We start from the raw sequence: 26,410 nt of genomic DNA, 5'->3' as shown, positions 1-26,410 counted from the left end.
TGTAGCTTTAGTTAAACATGAAAAGCAAGAAGCTATGGTTGACCAAATAAAGCAAAAAAAACTTGAAAGAGCAAAAATAAAAGGATTAGATGCTGTTCAAACTTTTGTTCATATTTACGGAAAAGAGACAGAGTATGATTTAATAGCTGTTTTAAATAAAACTTTATCAGCATTGTTATTAGGAAAATTTAGAACCTTAAAAAAGTTAAACGATTATGAAAGTGAACAAAAGTTTAGTACAAAAAATGTATAGAGCTGTTTATGGAGAAGAAAAAGGAAGATTTGATTACGTTATCGAGTCTATATTTATTGATAAATAGAGGGAAATATGTCTTTGTTACTTTAATGTTTATTGCTTGTTCAAGTAATAAAAAAGTTTCAAGCTTTAAACCCTCAAGTCCAGTTATTGTGATGATGAGTAAACCCCATAAAAAAGTTTATAGAATAGACATTCCTTTTGGTGTTAAAATAAAAAACAGTTCATCTTCAAAACTATCTTTTGTTACCATGAATTATAATTACTTCCTTAATAAAAAGGGGATTGGAGAAGATCTATTTATCTATAATGATGCTGAAGAATTAGTTGAAATAGAAAACAATCAAATAAAGAGCATATCACCTTTTTTAACTAATAAATATATAATCTATTCACGATATCAAATAGACTCATCCGAGGTCACTCAAAAAGACTTAAAACCCTACGTACTAAAAATGTTGAAAAACAACTTAGATACCTTCCGTATAAAATCAGTTTTAGAGTTTAAGAAAAAACATGCAGCATTATTTGAAAAGTTAACAAAAGGAGATAGTATTTCAATTCAGTTTTTAGATAATGGAAAGTTAGGCGAGTATGTTACTGTTCCTGCAAAATGGTAACAGAGTTTTTTAAGCTTCAACAATGAGGATAAAAAAAATCCAGTACAAGTAAAAACAATTGTTGAATCTATTTTCTTTAAATAAACTTATGAAACATTTATACATCATATTAATTTTTTTTATTTTCTGTGGTACCAATAAAGATATTAAAATAACAAGTAAACCGAGTGAAGATTCTGAAGTGATTGCATGGTATGATAATGAGAGTAAAAAAATATGGGCAATTAGTTTACCTTTTGATTTAAATATTAAAAGTAGTGGAAATAAATTTTTATATCATTTTCAATATAAATATAAAAAATCAGATGAAGGTGCTGTGATTAAAATGTATTTCATCAGTGACGAAAAATTGGTGAGATTAGAAAATTATAAAAAAAGAAAATTTAATAATCAAAAAAATAAATCATTTTTGTTTTATACAAAACATTTGATAATTGATGAAGATGAATCAAAAAAGATTTTATCAAAAATAGATACAACATCAATTAAAGCTGATTCTCTTTTCGTAGGTAATTTTTATAGTTTTAGTAGAAAATTCCCCAAAATAACAAAAAACCTTATTGATGGGGATACACTTTATTTAAGGTTTAAAGAAATTGAAGGGGTAAATAAAGAAAGAATTAAAGTACCTATTAAAATTAACTAATCAATGAAGTTAATTATCTACTTGTTAACTCATAGTATGCTTTAAAAGTTTATTAACAGAGTAAGTAATCGTTTTTCTACGTATGAATTTTAATACCACGGATTAAAAGACAAATCGAAAGCTTCGGTAGCTAAAAACTTAGGAGTAAACCCTTATTTTGTGGACGACTATGTAAATGCAGCCCGTAACTACCCGATGCGAAAAGTATCACAAATTATAGCCTTATTATGTGATGCCGATGTAAAAAGTAAAGGAGTAGGAGCCAACCAAACGCATGCTGATATTTTAAAAGAACTGCTGTTTAAGATTTTGCATTAAAGGTTTATATAGCTTATGCATTGCTGGTAAACGTATTTATTTCCATTTAGTTCTTAATTCAGTGCCAATAGGATACTTTTCATGGTCAAAATCAGGTAGACGATATGCACCAAAACTACGATTTGTTAAAACAGAATCAATTTCTAAAAAAATCATATCATCTTTTGTAGTCATTGATAGACGGTTGTTCATTTTGTCATTATTTCCTTTATCCAACTCTATTTCCCACCAATAATTTTCTTTATCGTATGGGTCGGTAATTTTTTTAAAACTTTTTATTTTGGCTGAAATAGGTTGCGTTAAAAAAAACTCCTGCCACTTTTCAGGAATTTGTTTTAAATTAAATTCTGATTTTATTGAATCTTTACTTTTCTTGGATAGATACATTCCGCTTGTACTAGGTTCTAGACCTATATTTAAATAATTAGCGAATCTAATGTAGTCGTTTTCCTTTTCAAGACTCCAGTCATAATCATAAAAACTAGAAAGAAGGTATTTATTATTTTCCCAAGTAACAATTTGAAATTCAGTTTTAATTTTAAGTGAATCAACTCCATAATTAATATTAGTCGTTTTTGGTTTTGATTTGCTGTCAAAAGGATATTCGATTGGATATTCGGTAAGTTCTATTGTTTTAGGATTCAATTTTAAGTTTATATTATTCATTTTATAAGTTCCGAATACTTTTTTTCTTTCTCCACCACCAGTACAACCAAACACATATTTTTCGTTTATAAACCTCCCATCACTTAACAGATCAAGCCTTGAACCATTATTAAATCCATCGTAAGAATATCTAATAGTGTCAATACTCTGTGCTAAATTATTGTCATCATTCAATTTTGTTTTATTATTCGAACAACTAAATATTAAAAACAATAATAGAATATTAATGTGTTTCAAAGTCTTTATCAAAATATCAGTTAATTTTTATGTAAGAAGATTAATTAAGTGTTTAAACTCTTAATTTTATCAGGTATTACAGATAGTTTATTATTCTTTCCCAAATACTCTTTTTTACTTTTTTCTTTGGCTTAAGTTCTCTTATAATGTTGTCAAGTTTGGGATCAATCCATCTTTTAAAATTATTATATTTAGGAGTTACTTCTGAATTTGATGCTAATTCATCTTCCCATACCTGCCCCTTTGCTTTTCCTTTAATTATTAATACATATCCATTGCCACAACCAGTTCCAGCAAGACTGATACACCCATTAGTTAGTTCGTCATAATCAAATTCATTAGTTGAGTCTTTTGTTCTTTCAAAAACGGGAAACTCTATGTAAGGATTATGACTTTCACCATCAAGGTCAGCAAAATAATTTGTAAAGTTTGTCTCATCAAAAATTACCTCATCATGTTCATTGTCCTTAATTCCATTTGCAACATTAGTTACAAAATCTTTGAAATCTTCAGGTAGTTTTAATTGATGTTTTTTTTCAAAAATAAGAATACCATCTAAAGATGCCTTTTCGGAAAAAACATACTTATTTTGAATATCTAATTCTTTTATTAATTCAACTTTTTTCTTAAATGTTCTAAGCATAAATTATTTGTAAGGTGATTGTGTATGATTTCGTTGAGTGTTTAAGTACTGAAGTTAGCAAATAAATCACAGATAGAAAACCCGCGAGGATTTTCAGAAGTGGGCGAGGAAAGTAATTACTTATAGCCATTGTTAGCGGTAGTTATTTTCTCATAATTTGATGTGTAAGCATTGGAAAATAATTCGCTCTCATTTCACTTGAACATTGTATTAGTGAATATCTTGCGATATTTGAATCAAACGACTCAATATTAGATAAAACATCCAAATCTTTCTTCAAGTGAGAAGTGAAAGCTAAAACAAAAGAGATTTTTTTATCAAATAAATCTTTAAATTCGTCTAACGATAATCCATCAACGCTTCTCTTTTTCTTTTTTAGCTTTTTATAAATCTTTTCCAGTATTAATTTGTCATCTGTGCCTAATGTTTTTATTAATCTTCTTGCCGAGATAATTACTTGATTTGTCAATTCTCTCATTTCAGATTTGAAACCATATTTAACGTGGATTAAATATAAATTTCTATTGTCATAATGTAGTATATCACAGAGTTCTAATCCGTCTTCTATTATAGTATCTATAACAATATAATTCGGGATTTTGTCATAAAGCAAATTATAGTGTTTTTCTTTTTTGATTAATTGTTTATCCCAAGGTAGATTTACAATTTTTGGTGGTGCAGAATATGTCTTTAAAACGTGCTTTGTGTTATTTTTTAAATCCTCAACAAATGAATCTCGCAAATGATACCATTTAGTGTCTACTAAGAAAACTGGTTTGCCATCAATCGGAAACTCTGTAGAAATATGAAATAAAAAGCTTGAAGCAACGGTTTTTTTATTGTTTTGATGGCAAGTAACTCTAACGCCTTGTATAAAAACCATAAATTTAAACCTATCATTTACACCATATAATTCTACAGCACGATTTAGAACCGCATCATAAATTTCATTTCTATCTGATACTATTTTAAAAATTTTATAGCCTCCATTTTCTGTCTTCGCTTTTAGCTTATAGGTATCAGCTTCATAGAATTTTTCTATATTATTTGGGTTGCAAAAATCGTGTTCGAATGTTGTACCTGAATTTTGATTTCTTTTTCCCAAATTCTCCGTGTCGTTGAAAATTCGCGTGATCAATTCTGGGTGTAATCTATTTGCTTTAAATGTTTCATCAGTAATTTCTTCGTAAGAACTTAGGTAGTCTGATGGAACTAACTCCATTATATATCCAAGTTCAATTATAATCTTATGCAGAGTCTTAAAATCAATCGTCTTTTTAATTTGAAAAGCTCTACCTACAAAAATTTGAATTCTATCTGTTTTTTTACTTTTAAGAAATTTGAAATATAAATCTGTTGTTTCTTGACTTAATCTCAAATGTATTTCTTTTGGTACCTTACCAAATTTTATGAAATCAATAATTCGATAGTTATTCCTGAATTGTTCACTTAGTCCAGCTCTTGTCCCTGTAATTCCTCTCGATTTGATAGATGCAAGTTCATCCTTTTCTGGTTGCATAATTCGAGCATAAGTTGAGAGACCAAATGATTGGTCTATAAACGGAAGGATTATTTGATAAGCATTACCGCCAATTACACAAAAAATGTGATGCTCAGTTTCTACAAAAAGTATTAAAGAAAGTTTTTGCTGGATAAAGTCTTCTCCTTGTGTAAGACTTTTAGGCAAGAATTCCTCCCAATCAGAGACAATATCTTTCGAATTGTAAAGGTATAGGAAATAAGTAAATTCTCCTTTTGTAGTTCTTTTAAGGTTTTTAGATTTAAAATTTTGAGCAATTCCCAGTTTTTTGAATGATGTATTGATAATTTTTTGAATAATCTTTTCCGTGTCGACAATTCCTTTTATCAACCTTTTATTCTTATCAATCAAATATATTTTTGGGTTTTTTGTCAAATGCGTTTTGTTTGTTTTAATTGCCGCTAACTTGTTTATACTTTTACGAACTTAACAATAATAATTTAATTTTCTTACGGAATCCCATAAGCTCAATTATTTAAGTACTAAAAGTTGTTTTAGCTACCATAAAAGCTTGCACGGGTCGCTGATATTATTAAGGCTATAGAATTATCTTGTGTTTTGTGTAAGCAGCAGTTTTTATACTGCTTACACGATATTTCTTTAAATTTTTCTTAGTTCAACTCTTCTATTTTGTGCTTTTCCTTCTTCTGTAGCGTTATTACCTATAGGTTTCGTGTGCCCAAAGCCTTTACTTTCTAGTCTTGATTCTTCAATACCTTCATCTACGAGTGACATAAGAACAGATTTGGCTCTGTTTTTAGATAGTTTCATATTAAAACCTTCATTACCCACATTATCAGTATGTCCTTCAATACTTATTTTTAAATTGGGATTTGTTTTTAACATTTTAGATATTTCACTCACTATTTCGTAAGAGTCAGCTTTAATTCTTGATTTCCCAGTATCGAAATTAATATGCAACGTAGCAAAGCCTTTAGTGTTTATTTCATTTATGATTTTATCTGCAGTTATTTTCTCTATTGTTTGTTCAAATTCTTTTGATTCCACAACTCCAATTTGTGCATTAGCCACATCAGAATAGATTTGAATTCCTATTTTTTTAGTTGGTGTTTTTAATACATACATACGAATAGGATGGTTTACAACATCTCCAACATAAAAATTATTAAAGTAAGTATAACGATCGTTTACGCTTTCTCCTTTTTGATTTACAAGTTCATTAGGTATTTTTCCTTCAAAAATAAGTTGAGCGCCAATAGCTGTTAGGTAGTCTTTAATACTTTTATCAAAATAGTATTGATTCCATTTTTGATTTCCATCCATCATAATTCCCATTTTATCTACTCGTCCTTCTATGTCAAAAAATGAATTACCGTCAAACATTTCAAGTTTGTGAAAGTCATAAGACTCTGTGCTGCTAGTATTTTTATTTACTAACATACCTTTTGGTGGTGTTATATAAGGGTATGCACCAATATCAACTTTAGATTCAACTATGTTTTTCCAAGAAAATTTTTTAGTGTTATTCTTTAATTCTTTTTTTTCTTTGGTTGTAACTTCATTATTAACAACTTCATCTAAGTTGTTTTTGGTAGTCTCTTTCTCATTTTTACATGAAATTAAAGTAATTATTGATAACAAACAGATTGAGTAAATTCTTTTCATTGTAATTCTTATTTAAGTTTGGCTTCTAATTGTTAATAACAGCTTTTATGTGCTTGTTAATTATGGAGTTAAATATAATATTTTTAAGTTTAGTTTAACGTTATTAATTATTTTAGTGGTTTTTTGAAGTTTCTTACATCTTCTTGAGATTGAAAGTAGGTTATATTTGTAATTAAGAGTTTATTACTACAGTTAAACATTATAAAGATTAATTTTATAGTTATTTCTCGGGAGAGTTTAATAATAAGTTATTCTTATTTAGTAGTATACTTTTTGTATTCAGCAATTTTATTTTCTAATCTTTTATTTAAATATTCATTCTTGTTATTTAGTGTTTCATTAATTACGATAGCTTCAGATAAATAGTGTTGAATTTTATCTTTTTTCCAATGTTTTGGTGGTTCTTGAAGGTTTGTAATTCTGTCTGCTAATTTTACCATTCCAACCTCTTTTTCAAGTTTGTTTATTCGGTTCAAGCTGTCTGTCATTTTCTCTTTTTTAGAATCTAGGTTTTTATCTTTAGTCAATGCTAGAACTCCATTAGCAACTTTTTCTCCAAACATGTTTAATAACTCCGAAAAGTCAGTATCAGTATCTTCTAATGTATCGTGGAGTAGCGCTAATTGAACAGCATAATTTAAATCGAAATTGTTAGTTGCATTATATGCTATGATTATTTCCATAGCAACGTTAGAGATATGTAGCAAATAGTTGGAATTTGTACCAGGAACTTTTTGATTTTTGTGCTTTTCTCCAGCAAACTTTATTGCTTTTTGATAGATTTCTTGTGTCATTTGAGGTGTATCCATTTAGAGAAGAGTTTTTTTAGCATAGTATATTATTGTTCAAGAGGATAAAAAGTAGTTGAGAACAAGCAATTACTTATAATAATTACTGTAAGTGTCTCTATTTCGGGTTGATAAATAATATTTTTCGGTTAAACTCTTCTTCAAACTTATACAAAAAATCTAGTTCTTTTCCATATTCATTGTATTTCTCCCAAGGGGTTAACTTCTTTTCTGAGTCAAGAAAGCTTTTGATTTTTACTAACACTTCTTTACGAAGCTGTTCTGGTATGGCGTCTTCGAAATTTTCAATCCGATTGTTTTCTTCATAATTAATCAAAACATTGTAAAATTCTAATAGTTGATTTCGGAAGTTATTTTTTATAAATATTTCAACAGAAAATTCAAGATCAGATAATTCGTGTGGTATTACCATATCAAATATTGGGGTTACAACTAAATATGGCTCTCCCCAAGAAAATTTCTTCTCTTCTAATGAGCATTTAGGTAGTGTATCTGTGTCTATTTTCACTTGTTTTGATTGAGTTGATGTTTTGTTATTTATATTGAGTGGAGTTGGACGTAGTTGAATCTGCCGCAATTGTGGTTATATATTGTTAGTCACTGGTTTTTAATATTCAATTAAATGTTTAATATTCTGTCCAAAATAGAAATATGAAAGTCCGTTTCCTTCTCCTCCTGTCGATTCAGAGTCTGCAATTGTTATTTTTAGTTTTTCAAATAGATAATTTCCTTGCTCAATTTCTTTAAAGTCATAACCCTTTAATTTCAGATGGTTTAAATAAATGTCAATATCTTTTCCAAACTCCATTTCTATATTGTCAATCAAAATTTTGATTCCCCAATGAACTTCCAAATCACAAAGTTTATTATCCTTGTCGAAACTCAAAAAGAAATAATTTTTCATACCATTAGTGTCCTCATAAATATCTCTTTTTTGGTCAATGTTGTGATTTGTGTCACCATCAAAGAATTGAGACATCTCAATGACTCTATCATCTTCTTTATAATGGGTTTTCAGTTTTTGTCTAACCGATTTTCTTTCGTCACTCCAATAAAAAAATTCAGAGTTTAGTTTAAACGCTTTGTCTGGTAATATTTCTAATGTCATTTTTGGTCAACTTATGTTTAACAGTTTAGGTTATGAGTAATTTCGTGAATTAGTACTTAACGATGCAAGTACACACCAAGCTGAAAACTCACGAGGATTTTTAGAAGTAGGCAAGAACCAGTAATTATTTATAGCCATTGTTTACCACAAGTAGTTATTCAATAAATTTAGTAAAAGTATCTAAATCAGAGTACCCTTGATTTTTTATAATTTTTCCATTTGCATCTATTATAACAAAGTAAGGTTGAACCCCAGATTTAAATTTATTTACTTGTAATTCATAATTTTTTCTACCAACAGTTTTTATAAGTCTGCCTCTCCTTGATTTACCCCATTCCTTTTCAGGTAGAGGAGTGTTATCATCAACATACACACTAACAAAATTAAAGTCAGTTTTTAATTTATCAATTATTTTCTTTTTTGATAGAACCCTTTGTTCCATTTTTATTGCATTTACACAAGCATAACCAGTAAAATACATTAATACTGGTTTTTTATTTTTTTTACTTTTTTCTAATAGCTTTTCATAGTCTACTTTACCATAGTTTTCAAAAATCTTATTTTGGCTATATTCTAAAGGTTCAATTACTGTATTGTTTTCAGGTGTGCTATTTTTTCCAATTCTTTCTAGTATTTCTTTGTAGGTTTCGTCTTTATTAGGGCTGTTTTTTAACTCGATGAATATTTCTTCTATATATTTATCTGGTATTTCTAACTTTTTAAGTATTAATTTGTCTGATTCCCAGTTTTTAATATTAGCCTCTTTTTTAGTAAAATCAATTAACGTTATATATTTAGGTTTGATATTATTTTTATAGTTTTCTGTTTTTGTAATTAATAATAGTTTTTCTAAAATAGTATTGTAAGTATAAGGCTCAGTATTTTCTTTAGCTAATATGTCCATTATAATATGAGTCATGATGGGACTATTATTTAAAATGTCTAAATCAGTTTTATCTAATCCACAATTTTCAAGTGAATTCAGTTTTTGAGTAAATATTAATAAACTTTCTTTATCATTAGGGGTTAGTTGAACTTTCTCATTTAGAATTTCATTATTACAATCATTCTGACAAAAAGCAAAGTATGTGTTTAAAAATATTAATGTTAAGAGTAATTTTTTCATTTTCCTATTTATGGTAACTAGTTATATATGCATAATAAAATCACTATTACATTCCTATAATGGTAGAGTAAGTAGAAGGGATAGCAATTTTATTAACACTCTCAAATATAAAAAAAGTAAGATAAAAAAGTGTAACTTTTTTATCGGGTCAACACACGAAGCCTAATCGGGTCAACACACGAAGCCTAATCGGGTCAACACACGAAGCCTAATCGGGTCAACACACGAAGCCTAATCGGGTCAACACACGAAGCCTAATCGGGTCAACACACGAAGCCTAATCGGGTCAACACACGAAGCCTAATCGGGTCAACACACGAAGCCTAATCGGGTCAACACACGAAGCCTAATCGGGTCAACACACGAAGCCTAATCGGGTCAACACACGAAGCCTAATCGGGTCAACACACGAAGCCTAATCGGGTCGACACACGAAGCCTAAGGGGAGTGACACTCCTTGCCTAAGGGAAGTGTCATTCACTGCATAATGGGAGTAACACCAAACAACAAAAAAAGATAAAATATTCGTATTGTGTAGAAAATTGTTAGTTTGTTGTATTGAGTATATAGTTCTCCATTAAAAAGTCTAAAGAAAACCCTAGTTTTAAATACATTTCTTTCGCCATTTCTGAGGCTTGAAGTGTAGCTAAAGACAAATTCTGGTCAATGGCTTTATTCAATGTATGGCGCATAATTTCGGTAGCAAAACCTTGTTTTCTTTTTTCTGGTATAATACCTAAGCTGTGCAAACCAGCAATCGTATTTGTGGTGTATAAAATTATGGTGCCTACAAGCTCTTGTTCAAAATAAACAAGATAGTAGGGGATGGTTTCTTTAGTTTTTAAAATTGTTACTGTGCTTATTTCATAATTAAAGGCTTTAAAAAAAGCATTGCTCCAAATACCAGCTTCTTCTTTGTTTTTTACTCTTTTAAAATCGATCTGTCTTTGCGTTTCGAACTTTTCTTTTAGTTCTAAACTCATTCCATATTGTGTTGACTTTAACTTAATTTTAGCGTCAAGTTCCATATTATTTTCTTGACTTGATAGTGTAAATAAAGAAAATGTAAAATACTTATCTTCTCCTAACATTTGTTGCTGTACTTCTTTTAGTTGGTTTTTAGAAGGAGAGAGGTTAGTCCAAATTCTATTAGGCCATTGAGCGTTTTGTATATAAGCGCTTTCAAAAGATGTTTCTTTATGATATCCTTGATATGGAGTCGCAGCAGTTTTCCACAAAGAAGTTAAATTATTAATATTTGATACTATTTTTTTCATTTTGAGTTGATTAAAAGAATACTAATTGCCATGAAAACAATTCCAATACATTTTTTGGTAGTTATAGGCTCAACAGGCAGGTTTAACCAACCAAATTTTCCTGCGAATAACGAAAAAATCAATTGACCGCATAAGCCAAAAGCAATCATTTTTGAAATTCCTAGTTTTGGTATGGTGTAAAAATAAAGAGAAATACCAATCATGCTAAAAAGTCCGCCAATAAACCATAAATACCAAGGTACTTGTTGTGCTATAGTTAATTGAATACTTTCTTCTTTGAATAGAAAGATGAATAAGCATCCAAAAACAGCACTCGCTATAGAGGTGGCTATAACAGCAATAACAGGTTGCTTTACAATAGCACCTAATTGTGTGTTAAATCCTGCTTGAACAGCTAGTGAAACCCCACCAATAAAGGCCAAAAAGTATAAAAAGAATATTTTCATACTGCAAAGATGGAAAGGAAACAACACCTTTTTCTTTACATATGTTGATTGCTATACAGTTTTTTTTATGCTCTTACGTATTCGGCTTAATTGAGTAGGAGTGATACCTAAGTGAGAGGCAATATAGTGTAACGGTATTCTATTTTCTATGTTTGGATTAGCGTTTACAAAATCAAGATACCGTTCTTTAGCTTCTTTTAAAACAATATCAATTTCTCGTTTCTCTTTATCAATCACCCAATTCTTTTCAAGATAAGCGATGTAAAAGTTTTGTAAATCTTGGTTTTCTCTAATAAGTTGTCTGTAGGTGTCATACGGAAAACTAATAATTGTAGAGTCTTCTATAACTTCCAGAGAAAACTGAGAAGGTGTATTAGTAAGTGACGATACTACAGAACCTACAAAACTCTCTGGTAAAAAAATGTTTTTGTGGTATAACGTACCATCTTTATGTAAAAAACACGAAACTACAGCACCTTTGTAAAGAATATGAACGTGTTTTGATATTTTACCAAAAGGTAATAGAGTGGTTCCTTTTTTTAAATCATGAATTTTTGCAGCTGAAAACAAAGAAGAAATGGAATCGTCGCTCACCGTAGCATAACGATTAAAAACGCTTGTTAAAAAGGTTTTATATTCATTAGGTTGATTCATTATTCGTTTAGGTGTTTTTAATTTGAATAATTTGTGCGGCAATACTTATTGCAATTTCATCGGGCGTTTCACTTTTTATTGGAAGTCCGATGGGAGCATGAATTTTTTGTAGTTTTTGAGCAGCAACTCCTTCTTTTTGCAAAACCTCCCACATTGTTTTTAATTTTGCTTTGCTACCAAGAACGCCTAAAAACGTATAATTGTTTTTTATAAGTTTACTGAGCACTAATTTATCATCTGTATATTTATTAGTCATAATGGCTACATAACTAGAAAGAGATGCTTCAATGTAGTTTTCAATATCGTTGTAATCAATCACTAATTTTTCATGGGCGGTTTGGTTATTTTCTAAGGTGTTTAGATTTTTTCGATTGTCTAAAACCACTACATAAAAACCAAGCTTTACAAAGAGTTCAGAAACAGCAACGCCTACATGCCCCCCACCAATAATGTACAAGGTTTCTCTAAAGCCGATATGTTCTTTAAAATACCAATCTTCTTTCGAGTTAATGGTATACTCAAATTGATTGTCTAGAGTATGAGAAGTAAAATTAAATAAGGTAGGAGATAAGTGTAGAATTCCTTTTTTACCATGCTGTAAAGAAGAAATAATAGTTGAAATTATTGAAGTATGCCCCGAATTTAAGCAATGAAAGGCTACAGTTTGTTCACCAGAACAAATCATACCCGAACCATCTTTGATATTTCCTTTATGAATTTGTTTTTTTGTAAATGTTGGCGGATTCTCTTGTTGTAGTAGTTGTTTTGCTTCTTCAACGAGTGCAAACTCCATTACACCACCGCCCACAGAACCGAAAATAAAACCATCTTCTGCAACTAACATTTTAAAACCTTTTCGACCTGGAGAACTGCCAAGGTTTTCAATTACCATTAGGAGGTATACCTTCTGTTTATTTTGAAGTTTTGTATGTAGTTGTTGCCAAAATTCCATAAAAGCTTAGTTAAAAATGGTTTCGCTTAGGGCATAATAAATAGCCATTAGTGCAGAAAAAATAGCACTGGCTAAAAAACGCCAATCGAGTTTTACTTTATTTTGAATGATAAAGTTAGCGATAAACGAAATAGGAACGTTCACTAAAAACGACCAACAAGCAACAATGAATAAGTTACTGGTTATTTGTTCAAAATTTCCAGAAAACAATTTGATAAATAGCAAATGTCTAAAAATCCAAAGAGGATTAAAGTATGCAATAGCCAATATTGTTTTTGTTATAGTTCTTTTGAGTCCGCTATTGTTTGCTGTCTTTTTTTCTATCCAATTAAAATAATTAGGGATTTCAAAAGCATAAACAGTAGCACCAATAAGTACCATCCCGAGAAGTCTGTATATAGAAAACTCGTTTAGTAAAAGGGATGCAATGGTATCTCCAATGCTATAAATTAACGCGCCCTTAAATATATTCTGTTTGGTGTATTGTAGTTTGATAGGTCTTCTATTTTTCATACAATCCCATCAACACTTTTTCGGCTGTAAAAGGAGCGTGGAATTTTAATTTATAATTAGGGTTAAAGGTTTTTACCGCTTGCTGGATGGCAAAATAAGCCCCAATTCCATACATTAATGGAGGTTCACCAACCGCTTTCGATTTTTTAATAGCCATTTGATTTCCTTCCGTTTTTAACGGAATGGTTTCAACTGTTTTGGGAGCTGAAAAAATATCAGGAACCTTGTAGGTAGACAAGGCATTCGATAATAATCGTCCTTCATTATTATAAGAGATTTCTTCCATAGTCATCCAACCAATTCCTTGTGCCAAAGCACCTTCAACTTGCCCTAAATCAATGCCCATATTCATACTTTTACCAAAGTCGTGTACAATTTTTACACTGTCAATTTCATAATTACCACGGATACAATCTACAGTAACTGTTGTTATTGCAGTACCGTATACATGGTAGGCAAACGGATGTCCTTTTTCTTTGGTTTTATCAAAATGAATAACTGGTGTAGCATAATGTGCATTTTCAGATAGCGCCACACGACGTAGCATCGCTTCAGCAATTAAAGCTTCCCATATTAGATCTGATTTTTTATCGCTTACAAAAACAGCATCTTCTTGAAAAGAGATGTTTTCTTTTTTGGTAGAGAGCATGTCAGCGGCAACTTCTGTTAGTCGTTCAACTAACGAATTACACGCCATTTCTGTTGCTTTTCCGTTAAGGTCGGCAGTTGAACTTGCTGCAGAAGGTGAGGTATTGGCAACACGTGTAGTGTTCGTGGTTTCTAGTTTTACTTTATCTGGCGAAATTCCTAAAACACTTTGTGCTACTTGTAATATTTTGGTGTTTACACTTTGTCCCATTTCTACAGCACCTGTGGAAACACCAACACTTCCATCTTGATAAATATGTACCAAAGCACGTGCATGGTTCATTGGGGTATTGGTAAACGAAATACCAAAAGCAATAGGCATTAATGAAATTCCTTTTTTGTAGCGGTCGTTTTTATTGTTGAAGTCAGCGATTTCTTGTTCTAGCTGTTCAAGTTGATATCGCTCTTTTGCACTAAACCACGAATTTTGTGCTTGTACTTCGGTTGCAATTTGCCCGTAAGAAAACTCATCGTTTTCAGCTAATAGATTTGCTTCTTGTATTTTTCTTTTGTTGATTCCGATTTTATCAGCGGCATCTGCAATAGCACTTTCAATAACAAACATACCTTGCGGACCACCAAAACCACGGAAAGCGGTATTAGGAGGTAGGTTGGTTTTACAGCTATACACGGTAGTATGTACATTTGGAACAAAATAGCTATTGGTAGCATGAAACAAAGTTCTCTCAGCAATAGCAGGAGATAAATCAGCTGCAGCACCTGAATTTTGTAAGAACTCTGCTTCAAAAGCTTTAATTTTTAGGTCTTTGGTGAGTCCTATTTTATAAAATGAGGAATAGGGATGACGTTTTCCTGTCATACGCAAATCATCATGGCGATTCAGCATGTATTTAACTGGGCGATTCAAATGTTGCACAGCTACAGCTGCCATAACTGCCCAAGGAGTTGCTTGATCTTCTTTACCTCCAAAACCACCACCTAAGCGGATTACATCTACTTCAATTTTATGCATTGGGATGCCTAAAACCTTGGCCGCTGTTTTTTGTACAGCAGTAGGGCCTTGCGTAGAGGAAGTAATTTTTATATTTCCGTTTTCTTGAGGAACCGCATAACAACCTTGTGTTTCGAGGTACAAATGCTCTTGTCCGTTCGAAAAAGTTTCGCCTTCAAATACATATTCACATTCAGTAAAGGCGTTTTGAGTATTTCCTAAGTTGAATGAACGAGGAGCATTGATAAAGCTTCCTTTTTCTTTGGCTTCTTTAGCAGTTGTAATTACAGGAAGTTCTTCAATATCTATGGTAATTAAGGCTCTAGCTTTTTTAGCAATAGCTTCACTTTTTGCAACGATAAAAGCAATCGGTTGTCCCCAAAAATGGACTTCATCCTCAGCCCACAAAGGTTCATCAGGAATGATACCTCCAATCTGATTTTCTCCTAAGACATCTTTATAGGTGAATATTTTTACTACACCTTCTAGCGCTTCTGCTTTTGAATAATCTACCGATTTGATTTTTCCATGTGCTTTTGGCGAGTCAAAAACCAATCCGAATAAGGTATCTTGGCGTAGCATTAAATCGTCAACAAATAACGATTCTCCTCTAACATGTGTAAAACTGTCTATGTTCTTCATCGTTTTCATTAGGCAATTAGTTTTTTAAGTTCTACTTGATTTGGGAATAGTTCTAAAAAGTGAGCAAAAAATAACTGTCTTGCCAATAATCGCTTATAGTCAGCAGTTCCACGAACATCGCTAATAGGCGAAATTTCTGATTGTAAAATAGTTTCGGCTTCTTTTATAGTTTCAGAATTGATTGTTTTTCCGATTAAAAAAGCGTTGGTATTGGATAAATACTTTGGAATAGCGGCCACACCTCCTAAAGAAAAATGAGCATCTGTAATTGTATTGTTTTTTAGTGTAATTCTTCCTGCCGAATTTACACTAGCAATGTCTAAATGTGTTCGTTTGCTGACTTTCTCAAAATTGAAAAAGTCTTCTGCTTGTGGAACTTTGAACTGTATTGATTGTAAGATTTCACCTTCGTGTAAATCGTACTTTTTATAGTCTTGATGAAATTCTTGAAATGGAATTTGTCGCGTATTTCCATCTTCTTTTTGAATGGTTAACGTTGAGTTCAATGCTAAAAAGAAAATAGACATGTCACCAATAGGTGAGGCGTTTACAAAGTTACCACCGATGGTTCCCATGTTTCTGATTTGCTCAGAAGAAACAAGTTTCAAAAATTGTTTTAGTTTAGGAAAGAGGGTTTGTAATTGTTTGCTTTCTGCTATTTCGGTCACTGTTGTATTAGCACCTAGTGTACAAAATCCTTCGGTAAAAGAGATTTCTTTTAAAGCGTTTTTATCGGTTAATAAATGTACATCTTCTTCCGCCATTTTATCAGCATGCTGTACATAAATATCGGTTCCGTTAGCTACTTTTATTCCCGTTTTTTCAAAGGTTTTTGGTTGTATTTGTGCTAATTTTTCAGGGATAGTTTCAAAATAATTAGGAATAAACCCTTCTTTGATTAGCCAGTCAATTTGATGGTTTTTATCTTTCTGTTGCAGTTTTTCTTCAATTTCAAAACCGGCTTTTTCAATCGATTTATACCCTGTACAACGACAAATGTTTCCGCTGATAGCATCGTTACAAGAAGTTGTTTGTTTACTGTCAAGAGCATAACCAGTCATAGAAACCACAAATCCTGGTGTGCAAAAACCACATTGCGTCGCATAATTATCGGCCATTGCTTTTTGAACGGTATTCAGTTCTTTTGGTAAATTGATACCTTCTACCGTAACGATGTGTTTTCCGTTAGCATTTCCCAAGGGAGAAATACACGAAGTTATACTTTGATAGCTAAGACTACCGTTTTTTTGTTCACCGATTAGAACGGTACAAGCACCACAATCACCTTCACGACATCCTATTTTTGTACCTTTTAACTGTTGATGTTCTCGAATAAAATCGAGTAGGGTAATACCAGCGTTTGCTGTAGTTTTTATTACCTGATTATTTAATATAAATTGTATCATAAGCAGAATGCAAGATACGAAAATGTAACGTCAGGTGAAAAGTGAGGAGCTTTGATTTTTAATTGTCACTAATTTTATCATCAAAACTGATAGTAATAAAAAAGCCTCCAAATTTTTGGAGGCTTTTGTATATACTTTAAGAAAAATATTAAGCAAATAAGCTGTCTATTTTTTCTTTTTCTTCTTGTGCTAAAGCAGGATCTACTAAAATACGACCACTGTGCTCGTCAATTGTAATTTTCTTACGGTTAGCAATCTCTAATTGTACTTGTGGTGGAATAGTGAAGAAAGAGCCTCCTGCAGCTCCACGCTCAATAGCAACAACAGCTAAACCGTTTCTTACTTTAGTTCTAATTCTTTTGTATGCCGTTAATAAGTGCTTGTCAATAGATTGAGAAAACTCTTCAGACTTTTCTTTTAATAATTGCTCTTCTTTCTCAGTTTCTTTTAAGATAGCATCTAATTCACCTTTTTTGTGAGCTAAATGTGCTTCTTGCTTAGCTAATTTTTCTTTGGTGTTATCAATAACCTCTTTCTTTTGAGCAATTTTAGCTTTGTATTCTTTAATTCTCTTTTCAGATAATTGAATTTCTAGCTCTTGGTACTCAATTTCTTTAGATAAAGAGTCGAATTCACGGTTATTACGAACATTTTTTTGTTGTTCTTCGTATTTAGTAATTAAGTTTTTAGATTCTTCAATCGCTAACTTTTTGTTACTAATGTCAGTTTCTAAATTTTTAACATCCTCAGCTAAATTAGAAAGTCTCTTGTTTAATCCGGCAACTTCATCTTCTAAATCTTCAACTTCTAAAGGTAATTCACCGCGAACGTTTCTAATCTCGTCAATTCTAGAATCGATTAACTGTAAATCGTATAACGCTCTTAATTTTTCTTCTACCGTTACTTCTTTTTTTGCCATCTGTTAAATATAGTGTATTGGATTTGTACTCTTTTCGCTTAAAATAATTGCAAAAGTACTAAATTTTTTGCTAAGATAATCAACTAAAAGGTTTTTTGTAAACTGCTCGCTTTCATAATGTCCTACATCTGTAAGTAAGATTCTTTTTTCAGCTTTAAAAAATTCATGGTATTTAAAATCAGCACTTATATAGGCATCTGCACTTGCTCGTATGGCATTTTTAATAGCAAAACTTCCTGAACCTCCTAGTACTGCAACTTTTTTAATAGGTTTGTCAAGTAATTCTGAATGTCGTACACAACCAGTTTTAAAGGTTTCTTTTACAAATAATAAAAAGTCTTTTTCATTCATCGCCGAAGGTAGTTCTCCAATCATTCCCATACCTACGTTTTGGTTTTGGTTATCCAGCGTAATAACTTCGTAGGCAACTTCTTCATAAGGATGGTTTTTAAAGAGAGCGGAAAGTATTTTTCCTTCTAAATAAGAATCGAATGTTACTGTAATGCAGGTTTCTTCTTCAAACATCAATTTACCCTTTTCACCAACAGTAGGGTTTGAGTTTTCATTGCCTTTATAACTTCCTTTTCCTTCTACATTAAAAGAACAGTTATCATAATTACCAATATTACCTGCACCAGCTTCAAATAATTTTTCACGAAGATTATTAGCTTCTGCAAAAGGAACATAAGTAGTTAGTTTTTTTATGATTCCTTTTTTAGGAATCAAAGTTTTCATGTTTTCTAAGCCTAAAACTTCTCCCATTTTAGCAGAAACACCATTGTTTACATTATCTAGAGCTGTATGTGTAGCATAAATAGCAATATTATTCTGAATAGCCTTCAACACAACACGTTCTACATAATTGTTACCGTTTATTTTTTTCAATCCGCTAAACACAATTGGGTGAAAACTTATGATAAGATTACAATTTTTAGTAATAGCTTCCTCAACAGTTTCTTCTAGGGTATCTAATGTAACTAAAACTCCAGTTACTTCAGTAGCGTAGTTTCCTATTAATAAGCCTACATTGTCAAAATCTTCGGCATACGAAAGCGGAGCTAGTTGTTCAATGTAGTTGGTAACGTCTTTTATTTGCATTTGGGTAATTTTCAAAGTATTAATATAGCAAAGTTACAAAGTAGAAAAATGAAAATAAAAGTATCCTGTAGATTAATGCTTAAATTATTACTTTTGATGTAATGAAGCTACTTCGATTTTTATTATTTCCGTTTGCTGTTTTGTATGATGTTATTACGAGAGTTCGTAATTGGTTTTTTAATGTAGGCATTTTAAAATCTACTTCTTTTGATATTCCTGTAATTGCTGTTGGTAATTTGAGTGTAGGAGGAACAGGAAAATCTCCTCAGATTGAATATTTGATACGATTACTGAAAGATGATTATAAAACTGCTGTTTTAAGTCGTGGATATAAACGTAAAACAGAGGGCTTTAAAATAGTGAATGATACCCATACAGCCGAAGATGTAGGTGATGAACCCTTACAATTTTATAAGAAGTTTAAAAAAGATATTGCGGTAGCTGTGGATGCTGATAGAACGAACGGGGTCCAACAGTTATTACAACATAAGAATCCACCAGAAGTTGTGTTGTTGGATGATGCTTATCAGCATAGAAAAGTAACAGCGAGTAGTTATATTTTACTAACCAAGTACAACGATTTATTTGTAGATGATTTTGTGTTGCCTACAGGGAATTTGCGAGAAAGCAGGAGAGGAGCTAAACGAGCAAAAGTGATTGTGGTTACGAAATGTCCTGAGAATTTATCGAAGACAGAACAAGAAAAGATAGTACGAAAGATAAAACCGAAATCGTATCAAAAAGTGTTCTTTACAACGATTGTTTATGATGAGAATTTAAAAGGAACAAAAGAGTTAACAATTGATGATTTACAGGGTAAGGAAGTTTTGTTAGTTACGGGAATTGCGAATCCGACTCCTTTATTGAATTTTTTGAAAGAAAAGGAAGTAAGTTATAAGCATCTAAACTTTCCTGACCATCATAATTTTACGAATCAGGATATTACAACTATCAAGAAGAATTTTGATGAATTGCAATCTCAACAAAAAATTATACTAACTACCGAAAAAGATTATATGCGTTTAGAAGGAAAGATTGATCCTCTTAATTATATTTCTATAAAAAGTCATTTTATAAGTGAAGAGAAAGCTTTTAACTCTTTGGTGTTGAATGAAATAAAGAAAGTGAATTAAATCACTCGTTCGTCAGCTTTATAAGCACCTCGTCGATGTAAAATCCATTGAGCTTCGTCTAATGGATTAACTCCTTTAAAAGATCTTGATTTTCCTTCTCCTTCAGGACATACGTCATAACCATGAAAAACCATTCGCAAACGTATACGACCGCTGCAAAGAGTATTTAATTTAATACTTAAATCTAAAGAAGTAGCAACAGGAATCGTTCCTGTAAGATGCATCATTTCATTTTGAAAAGTAGGAGAGTTGATAGTAGCTCTTCTAGTAGTAAGTTCAGAAATGATTTTACTTAAAAATTCTTCATTAGTTTTTATTTCAAAACGAACTAATGGCTCTAACAAATGTGTTCCGCCAGCTTGTAAACCTTTCATGATTCCCATTGGAGTAGCTAAATTAAAGTCACCAGGTCTTGAATGCACATTATGATCTTCTCCTTTGATTAATGTTATTTTTACATCGGTTACTTCCCAGCCCAATAATCCTTGTTCTAAAGCTTTAGGAATTGTTCTAGCTATTTCGTTTTGATATTTGTTATGAATATCGTTTTTAGAAACAATAGATTGATAACTAACACCAGAATTTAAAGGAGCGGGTTCAATCAAAAAAGTCATAATTGCCCAACAAGGCTTAGGCATCCAATAACGAACGTAACCTTCTGCAGCTTTGCTTATGGTTTCTTTGTAAACAATTTGAGGCTCTGTAAAAGTAGCAGGGATTGAAAATCGTTCTAATAAAACATGTGTAAGTACTTCAATTTGCATATCTCCCATTAGTAATAACAACAGTTCTTTTTCGGGTTTATGCCATTTGAATTGTAGCGTTGGATCTTCTCTGTCTATGATTTGTAAAGCCTGCGCTAAAGCATTGTAATCTTTATCGTTATCAGGTATCACTTGTACACTCAAGACGGGAGTATTTAATTCGGGGAGCTTAGGAATTCCTTCGGGACTGCCAAGAATATCTCCTGTTTTTGTATCAACAACACCTGTAATAATTCCTATATCACCTGCTTTAATAGTAGTGTCTATGTGTTTGGTATGATGAAAAACTTTCGATTGGTTTATTTTAGTTTCTACGGCTTGGGTATGATTGTAAATAACAGACTTAGAAGATAACTCACCCGAAAAAACCTTTACATGTGCCATGACACCATGAGTTTTATGATGCTCTAACTTGTATACATAAGCAGAAGTTTCTTGTGTGGCAGTATTCTTATCTGGTTTAATGAAACTTGTTAATCCATCTAATAGCTCTTTTACACCAATGTTGTTTTTAGCAATTCCTGTAAATACAGGTGAAATTAAAGCTTTGGAAGTGTTTTTTACAATAGTTTTTATATGGACATCATCAGTAATGGTGTGACCATTTAAGTATTGTTCTAGTAAATTTTCATCGGTTTCAATTAACTCTTCTAAAATGGCTTCTTTTTGTTCTTTGGTAGCCGAATTATTATGAAAAACTGGATTAATACAAGCAGTGTCCAATCCTTCATGATGACTGGTATAGATAGACACAGTTTTAATTTGAAGCTCATCTTTTATTTGTTCTAAAACATTCTCTGTATCTGCTCCTTGTCGGTCAATTTTATTAATGAAAATTATTGTAGGAATTTTCAGTTTTTGCAAAGCATCTGCAATAGTTAAGGTATGAGCTTGTACACCTTCAACAGCTGAAATAACTAAAACAACAGCATCTACCACACATAATGTTCTTGCAACTTCACTAGAAAAATCTACGTGTCCAGGAGTATCTATCAGATTGACTTTGGTGTCATTCCAAATAAAAGAAGTGGTAGCTGCTTTTATGGAAATTCCACGTTCTTTTTCCAGTGCTAAACTGTCAGTAACAGTAGAACCTTTATCTACACTCCCTATATTTCTTATAGCTCCTGTATGGTATAATAAATGTTCGGTTAAGGTAGTTTTACCAGCATCAACATGTGCTAAAATTCCTATGTTAAGAGTGTTGGAATATTCCATTAATCAGTAATATCTTATAAAGATAGAGGTAGTTTGTTAAAATTGCTCTTTTGCTTCAGTTCGTAGTTGTTTAATGTCTTGTTCGTCTTTACGTGGACAAATAACTAATACATCATCTTTTTCTACAATAATAAAATCTTGTAATCCTTGAACTACTACTTTTTTACCATTTTTAGTACTAACCATATTCCCGTTGGCATCTTTAAAAATAGTTGTAGCTCCAACTGTTGCGTTTTGATGAGTGTCTTTATCAAGTTTGTTATATAAAGAACCCCAAGTACCTAAATCATCCCAACCAAAATCTACAGGGAGTACGTGTACCTTTTCAGAGCGTTCCATAATTCCGAAGTCGATAGAAATATTCTCGCACTTCTCATAGTTGCTTTTAATAAAATCATCTTCGAAATTAGTGTTGTACACGTTATCTTCGGTTTCTAAAATGTTTACCATTTCAGGAAGATGTTTTTTAAAGGAATGTAAAATGCTAGAAACAGACCAAACAAAAATACCAGCATTCCATAAATAGTCGCCACTCGCTAAAAACTGAGTAGCTTTTTCTAGATTAGGTTTTTCGGTAAACGTTTGTACCTTTTTTATTTCAGAAGTATTTTCTTCAAATTGAATATAGCCATACCCCGTATTTGGGTGATTCGGTTGTATTCCTAGAGTCATTAATATGTCTTCCTTTGAGCAAGCGTTAAAAGAAGTTTCTATGTTTTTAAGGAATTCGGTTTCGTTTTCTATCCAGTGATCTGATGGGGCTACTAACATCACAGCATTTTCATTTTGCTGACGGATTTTTAATGCAGCATATAAAATACAAGGAGCTGTGTTGCGCATTGTAGGTTCAAGAAGTAGCTGTTCTGAGCTAATCTCAGGAAGTTGTTTTAATATTAATTCTTTATAACGTTGATTCGTAGCAATTAAAATATTCTTAGAAGGAACTAATTGATTGATCCTGTAAAAGGTTTTTTGTAATAAAGATTCTCCAGTTCCTAATAAATCATGAAATTGTTTAGGATTGTTTTCTGTACTTACAGGCCAAAGACGAGAACCTACGCCACCAGCCATAATTACTGCGTAATAATTATTCTTCATAAGAATTTTAAGTTTTTATTAATTCAATTTCTGCGTTTTGATTGAATAAGTAGGTTTTTTTATTGTTTAAATTTAAGCATTCATAACGAGTTCTTCGTTTATTTCCTCTCTTATATAAAATATTTTTAAATTTAAAAACACTCCCTACAGGCACTTCAAATATAAAATGCTTTCCATTTTCTGCTTTACCTCCTCGTAGAGCTAACGATAAGTTTGTATCGGTATCTGTACTGGCTTTTGGATTTTTTAAATAATTGGCTAAATATGGCAGAATATTTTTTGGATAAATTTCTGGCTGTAAAAAAGGTAACATTAAATGTTGAAAAACTGTTTTCCATTCTTTACCATGAGGTTGTACTCTTCCAAATTTTTGATACGTAACATGATGTGCAATTTCATGAATTAACGTCAGTAAAAATTGATAAGGGTTTAAGTTGTTATTTACTGTAATTTGCATGTGACCATTTGATAAGCGACGAAAATCACCATGTTTGGTTTGGCGTTCACTTACTATTTTTAAATTGATTTTATGCTCAATAATTAAGTATTCAACTAATGGAATTGCTTCTTTGGGGATGTATTTAATTAGTGTTTTTTTCAAAAGTCAGTTCGAGCGGTTTTTATTTTGAAATAAAATGAAAAAATAAAAAATTGTATCGAGAATTAACTAATGCTTCTAGATACAATTTTCTTTTCAGTTATGTTAAACGAAAATCATTAAAAGTGATACACGTTATTTTATTATGGAGTAGAGCTTGAAACCTGTAGCACTTTTCCGTTATAATATTTATTACCAGTTAAAGCAAAATCAAAAATATAATTAGCCATTTCTTTAGCAGATAATGGAGCTTCATAACCAGGGAAAGCTTCTTCTAACATCTCTGTTTGTACAGCGCCTAAGGCTAATACATTAAAAGCTATTTGTTGTTCTTTGTATTCTTCTGCTAATAGTTCTGATAAGGTAATTACAGCACCTTTGGCAGAGCTATAGGCAGCTAATCCAGGAAATTTCATGCTTCCTTGAATTCCACCCATACTACTCACTGTTACCACATGACTCCCTTTTTGCATAAACGGTAGAAGGGTTTTAGTCAATTCAGCAACTGCAAAAACATTCACTTTATAAACCTCTTCAAAATCTTGCGTAGTTAGTTGTTCAAAAGGTTTGTTAACCAACTTTCCTGCATTATTGATAAGGATATCTACCTTTTTCCATTTAGTTGAAACAAATTCAACTGCTTTTTGTAAATCTCTTTCGTTCGATAAATTAACAGAGATAATAGTGATGTTTGGGTGGCTAACCTGTTCTAAAGGTTTTGTGTTTCTTGATAAGGCTAATACTTGATGTCCTTGATTAGCAAACTGTTGTGCTAATTTAAAACCAATACCTCTACTAGTTCCTGTAATAACAACGTTCTTCATGTAATTGTCAAAATTTAAAAAGGCAAGCTACATAAAAATCACTACATTTATTGTTTAATCATTCTTAAATTATCATGAAAAAAAGACTTTTTTTAACGCTTCTCCTAACAATGTCAATCACAACATTTGCTCAAAATACCTATATATTTTGTGGGAAATTAATTGATACAGAAAAAGGTAAAATAAAAGAACAACAAACTATAATTGTAAAAGGTAACAAGATTATTGATGTGTTAAAAGGATATGTGAACCCTGAAAATACTGATGATATAACGATAGATTTGAAAGATAAGGTGGTAATGCCTGGATTGATTGATATGCATGTGCATGTTGAAAGTGAACATAGTCCGAAAACAAGACTGGAAAAATATATTTTGAATGATGCTGATAGAGCTTATAACTCAGTTAAGTTTGCCGAAACCACTTTGTTAAACGGCTTTACCACGGTAAGAGATTTGGGAGGAACAGGGGTTAATATTTCTTTAGCTAAAGCAATTAAATCGGGAAAAATTGTAGGTCCGAGAGTGTTTACTGCGGGGAAATCTTTAGCAACGACAGGAGGGCATGCAGACCCAACAAATGGAAGCAGTAGAAAGCTAATAGGAAACCCTGGGCCAAAAGAAGGAGTGGTAAATTCGGTAGAAGATGCTCGAAAAGCGGTTAGACAGCGTTACAAAAATGGAGCAGATTGTATAAAAATTACAGCTACAGGAGGCGTATTAAGTGTGGCCAAAAGCGGAGACAATCCGCAGTTTACTATTGAGGAAATAAAAGCAATTTGTGAAACAGCTAAAGATTACGGAATGCATGTAGCGGCTCATGCTCATGGAGATGAAGGAATGCAACGCGCCATAATTGGAGGGGTAAAAACGATTGAACATGGAACTTATATGAGTGATGAAACAATGGAGTTGATGAAAAAATACGATGCATATTTGGTACCAACTATTACAGCTGGAAAAGAAGTAGAAGAGAAGGCTAAAGTAAAAGGCTTTTATCCAGAAATTGTAGTGCCTAAAGCATTAGCTGTTGGTCCACAAATACAAGGAACTTTTGGAAGAGCTTATAAAAAGGGTGTAAAAATAGCTTTTGGTACTGATGCAGGAGTTTTTAAACATGGTAAGAATGGAAAAGAGTTTGGGTACATGGTTGAAGCAGGAATGCCTGCTATAGAAACGATACAGTCTGCAACAGTGACTAATGCAGCATTATTAGGCATGAAAAATGAGTTAGGACAGATTAAAAAAGGGTTTGTAGCAGATATCATTGCAGTAGGAGAAGATCCTATTCAAAATATTCATACGATGGAAAAAGTAGTTTTTGTGATGAAAAGTGGGAGGGTTTATAAAGAAATTATGAATTGAAAAACAGTACGTTAAAAATAAAAAGGAATGCTCAGCATTCCTTTTTTTATAGATATATATCTATAGTATTGCCCCCCGACAAATATTTTGATGTTTAGTGATTTCTTTTTTTAAAAAGAGCTATTCAATTTTATTAATAAAGAATAGCTCTTAACTAACCAAACTTATTAATTTATTTTATTACTATGAATGAAACAAATACACTACAAATATATTTTAGATTCTATGCTCTTTTACTTTTAATTCGATGAATGGAGTGTTTTTTAGGTTGAGAAGAAGCCTACTACAGATAAGTTATGTAACGAAAAA

General features: G+C 31.6%; 26 protein-coding genes and 1 pseudogene. 6 read left to right on the top strand and 21 right to left on the bottom strand.

What is annotated here, in order from left to right; genetic code table 11:
* The first annotated feature begins 34 nt into the window (after positions 1 to 34).
* From D6200_RS05835 to D6200_RS05820, 4 genes and pseudogenes are all read left to right on the top strand, one after another.
* Entirely contained in the window at positions 35 to 253 is a 219-nt protein-coding gene (locus D6200_RS05835) for a hypothetical protein (protein WP_073183351.1), read from the top strand.
* Between the two features lie 8 nt (positions 254 to 261).
* Positions 262 to 876, top strand: coding sequence for a hypothetical protein (locus D6200_RS05830; RefSeq protein WP_125064380.1), 615 nt, complete (start codon positions 262 to 264; stop codon positions 874 to 876).
* An 88-nt stretch (positions 877 to 964) separates the two neighbouring features.
* The gene (locus D6200_RS05825) at positions 965 to 1,522 is read left to right on the top strand and encodes a hypothetical protein (protein ID WP_073183347.1); all 558 of its coding nucleotides are present in this window, start codon (positions 965 to 967) and stop codon (positions 1,520 to 1,522) included.
* Between the two features lie 93 nt (positions 1,523 to 1,615).
* A pseudogene (locus tag D6200_RS05820) lies at positions 1,616 to 1,840 on the top strand (DNA polymerase III subunit delta); the annotation flags it as partial.
* Positions 1,841 to 1,876: 36 nt separating this feature from the next.
* Here D6200_RS05820 and D6200_RS05815 read toward each other — a convergent pair.
* The 17 genes from D6200_RS05815 to D6200_RS05735 all read right to left on the bottom strand — a co-directional run bounded on the left by D6200_RS05815 (position 1,877) and on the right by D6200_RS05735 (position 19,102).
* Positions 1,877 to 2,680 carry a hypothetical protein gene (locus D6200_RS05815; protein ID WP_073183344.1) on the bottom strand — a complete coding sequence of 268 codons (804 nt, stop codon included), beginning with the start codon at positions 2,678 to 2,680 and terminating at the stop codon, positions 1,877 to 1,879.
* 139 nt (positions 2,681 to 2,819) lie between these two features.
* Positions 2,820 to 3,386, bottom strand: a complete 567-nt coding sequence (locus D6200_RS05810) for an SMI1/KNR4 family protein (protein ID WP_073183342.1) — start codon at positions 3,384 to 3,386, stop codon at positions 2,820 to 2,822.
* Between the two features lie 142 nt (positions 3,387 to 3,528).
* The gene (locus tag D6200_RS05805) at positions 3,529 to 5,301 is read right to left on the bottom strand and encodes a DUF6119 family protein (RefSeq protein WP_125064379.1); all 1,773 of its coding nucleotides are present in this window, start codon (positions 5,299 to 5,301) and stop codon (positions 3,529 to 3,531) included.
* A gap of 225 nt (positions 5,302 to 5,526) precedes the next feature.
* On the bottom strand, positions 5,527 to 6,552 hold the full coding sequence (locus D6200_RS05800; RefSeq protein WP_073183337.1) for an OmpA family protein: 1,026 nt from the start codon (positions 6,550 to 6,552) through the stop codon (positions 5,527 to 5,529).
* A gap of 254 nt (positions 6,553 to 6,806) precedes the next feature.
* Complete coding sequence (locus D6200_RS05795) at positions 6,807 to 7,361, bottom strand: HD domain-containing protein (protein ID WP_240627203.1); 555 nt, start codon at positions 7,359 to 7,361, stop codon at positions 6,807 to 6,809.
* A 97-nt stretch (positions 7,362 to 7,458) separates the two neighbouring features.
* Positions 7,459 to 7,869, bottom strand: a complete 411-nt coding sequence (locus tag D6200_RS05790) for a hypothetical protein (RefSeq protein ID WP_073183334.1) — start codon at positions 7,867 to 7,869, stop codon at positions 7,459 to 7,461.
* 99 nt (positions 7,870 to 7,968) lie between these two features.
* Positions 7,969 to 8,469, bottom strand: coding sequence for a hypothetical protein (locus D6200_RS05785; protein WP_073183331.1), 501 nt, complete (start codon positions 8,467 to 8,469; stop codon positions 7,969 to 7,971).
* Positions 8,470 to 8,623: 154 nt separating this feature from the next.
* On the bottom strand, positions 8,624 to 9,595 hold the full coding sequence (locus tag D6200_RS05780; RefSeq protein WP_073183329.1) for a thioredoxin family protein: 972 nt from the start codon (positions 9,593 to 9,595) through the stop codon (positions 8,624 to 8,626).
* Between the two features lie 545 nt (positions 9,596 to 10,140).
* Positions 10,141 to 10,872, bottom strand: coding sequence for a GNAT family N-acetyltransferase (locus D6200_RS05775; protein WP_073183326.1), 732 nt, complete (start codon positions 10,870 to 10,872; stop codon positions 10,141 to 10,143).
* Positions 10,869 to 11,318 carry a DMT family transporter gene (locus D6200_RS05770; RefSeq protein ID WP_073183324.1) on the bottom strand — a complete coding sequence of 150 codons (450 nt, stop codon included), beginning with the start codon at positions 11,316 to 11,318 and terminating at the stop codon, positions 10,869 to 10,871. The genes D6200_RS05775 and D6200_RS05770 overlap by 4 nt, the downstream gene beginning before the upstream one ends.
* A 51-nt stretch (positions 11,319 to 11,369) precedes the next feature.
* Positions 11,370 to 11,972: a Crp/Fnr family transcriptional regulator gene (locus D6200_RS05765; RefSeq protein WP_073183322.1), complete on the bottom strand. Its 603-nt coding sequence runs from the start codon at positions 11,970 to 11,972 to the stop codon at positions 11,370 to 11,372.
* Between the two features lie 7 nt (positions 11,973 to 11,979).
* Positions 11,980 to 12,924: an XdhC family protein gene (locus D6200_RS05760; protein WP_073183319.1), complete on the bottom strand. Its 945-nt coding sequence runs from the start codon at positions 12,922 to 12,924 to the stop codon at positions 11,980 to 11,982.
* Between the two features lie 6 nt (positions 12,925 to 12,930).
* The gene (locus tag D6200_RS05755; protein ID WP_073183316.1) at positions 12,931 to 13,437 is read right to left on the bottom strand and encodes a hypothetical protein; all 507 of its coding nucleotides are present in this window, start codon (positions 13,435 to 13,437) and stop codon (positions 12,931 to 12,933) included.
* Positions 13,427 to 15,679 (bottom strand): xanthine dehydrogenase molybdopterin binding subunit, encoded by a 2,253-nt coding sequence (locus D6200_RS05750; RefSeq protein ID WP_073183459.1) that lies wholly within the window; start codon positions 15,677 to 15,679, stop codon positions 13,427 to 13,429. Before D6200_RS05750 ends, D6200_RS05755 begins: the two co-directional genes overlap by 11 nt.
* Before the next feature lie 8 nt (positions 15,680 to 15,687).
* Entirely contained in the window at positions 15,688 to 17,085 is a 1,398-nt protein-coding gene (locus D6200_RS05745) for an FAD binding domain-containing protein (RefSeq protein ID WP_073183314.1), read from the bottom strand.
* 148 nt (positions 17,086 to 17,233) lie between these two features.
* Complete coding sequence (locus D6200_RS05740) at positions 17,234 to 18,004, bottom strand: zinc ribbon domain-containing protein (RefSeq protein ID WP_047789597.1); 771 nt, start codon at positions 18,002 to 18,004, stop codon at positions 17,234 to 17,236.
* 3 nt (positions 18,005 to 18,007) lie between these two features.
* Positions 18,008 to 19,102: a Nif3-like dinuclear metal center hexameric protein gene (locus D6200_RS05735; RefSeq protein ID WP_073183311.1), complete on the bottom strand. Its 1,095-nt coding sequence runs from the start codon at positions 19,100 to 19,102 to the stop codon at positions 18,008 to 18,010.
* A gap of 101 nt (positions 19,103 to 19,203) precedes the next feature.
* On the opposite strand from D6200_RS05735, the gene lpxK reads away from it, so the two are divergent.
* A complete protein-coding gene (gene lpxK, locus D6200_RS05730; RefSeq protein ID WP_073183308.1) occupies positions 19,204 to 20,235 on the top strand; it encodes a tetraacyldisaccharide 4'-kinase in 1,032 nt (343 codons plus the stop codon).
* Here the strand turns inward: lpxK and D6200_RS05725 are convergent.
* From D6200_RS05725 to D6200_RS05710, 4 genes are all read right to left on the bottom strand, one after another.
* Complete coding sequence (locus D6200_RS05725; protein ID WP_073183306.1) at positions 20,232 to 22,217, bottom strand: GTP-binding protein; 1,986 nt, start codon at positions 22,215 to 22,217, stop codon at positions 20,232 to 20,234. The two genes, lpxK and D6200_RS05725, sit on opposite strands and share 4 nt — an antisense overlap.
* A 36-nt stretch (positions 22,218 to 22,253) precedes the next feature.
* Positions 22,254 to 23,315, bottom strand: a complete 1,062-nt coding sequence (locus tag D6200_RS05720; RefSeq protein ID WP_073183304.1) for a mannose-1-phosphate guanylyltransferase — start codon at positions 23,313 to 23,315, stop codon at positions 22,254 to 22,256.
* A gap of 7 nt (positions 23,316 to 23,322) precedes the next feature.
* The gene (locus D6200_RS05715; protein ID WP_073183301.1) at positions 23,323 to 23,916 is read right to left on the bottom strand and encodes a SprT-like domain-containing protein; all 594 of its coding nucleotides are present in this window, start codon (positions 23,914 to 23,916) and stop codon (positions 23,323 to 23,325) included.
* A 140-nt stretch (positions 23,917 to 24,056) separates the two neighbouring features.
* Entirely contained in the window at positions 24,057 to 24,737 is a 681-nt protein-coding gene (locus D6200_RS05710; protein ID WP_073183299.1) for an SDR family NAD(P)-dependent oxidoreductase, read from the bottom strand.
* Between the two features lie 74 nt (positions 24,738 to 24,811).
* Between D6200_RS05710 and D6200_RS05705 the strand changes: the two genes are divergently transcribed.
* Positions 24,812 to 26,101 carry a metal-dependent hydrolase family protein gene (locus D6200_RS05705; protein WP_073183296.1) on the top strand — a complete coding sequence of 430 codons (1,290 nt, stop codon included), beginning with the start codon at positions 24,812 to 24,814 and terminating at the stop codon, positions 26,099 to 26,101.
* Positions 26,102 to 26,410 lie beyond the last annotated feature (309 nt).

The organism is Tenacibaculum mesophilum, assembly GCF_003867075.1.
GTDB lineage: Bacteria > Bacteroidota > Bacteroidia > Flavobacteriales > Flavobacteriaceae > Polaribacter > Polaribacter mesophilus.
The sequence above is the reverse complement of the archived record's forward strand: the minus strand, read 5'-3'. Positions and strand labels throughout refer to the sequence as shown.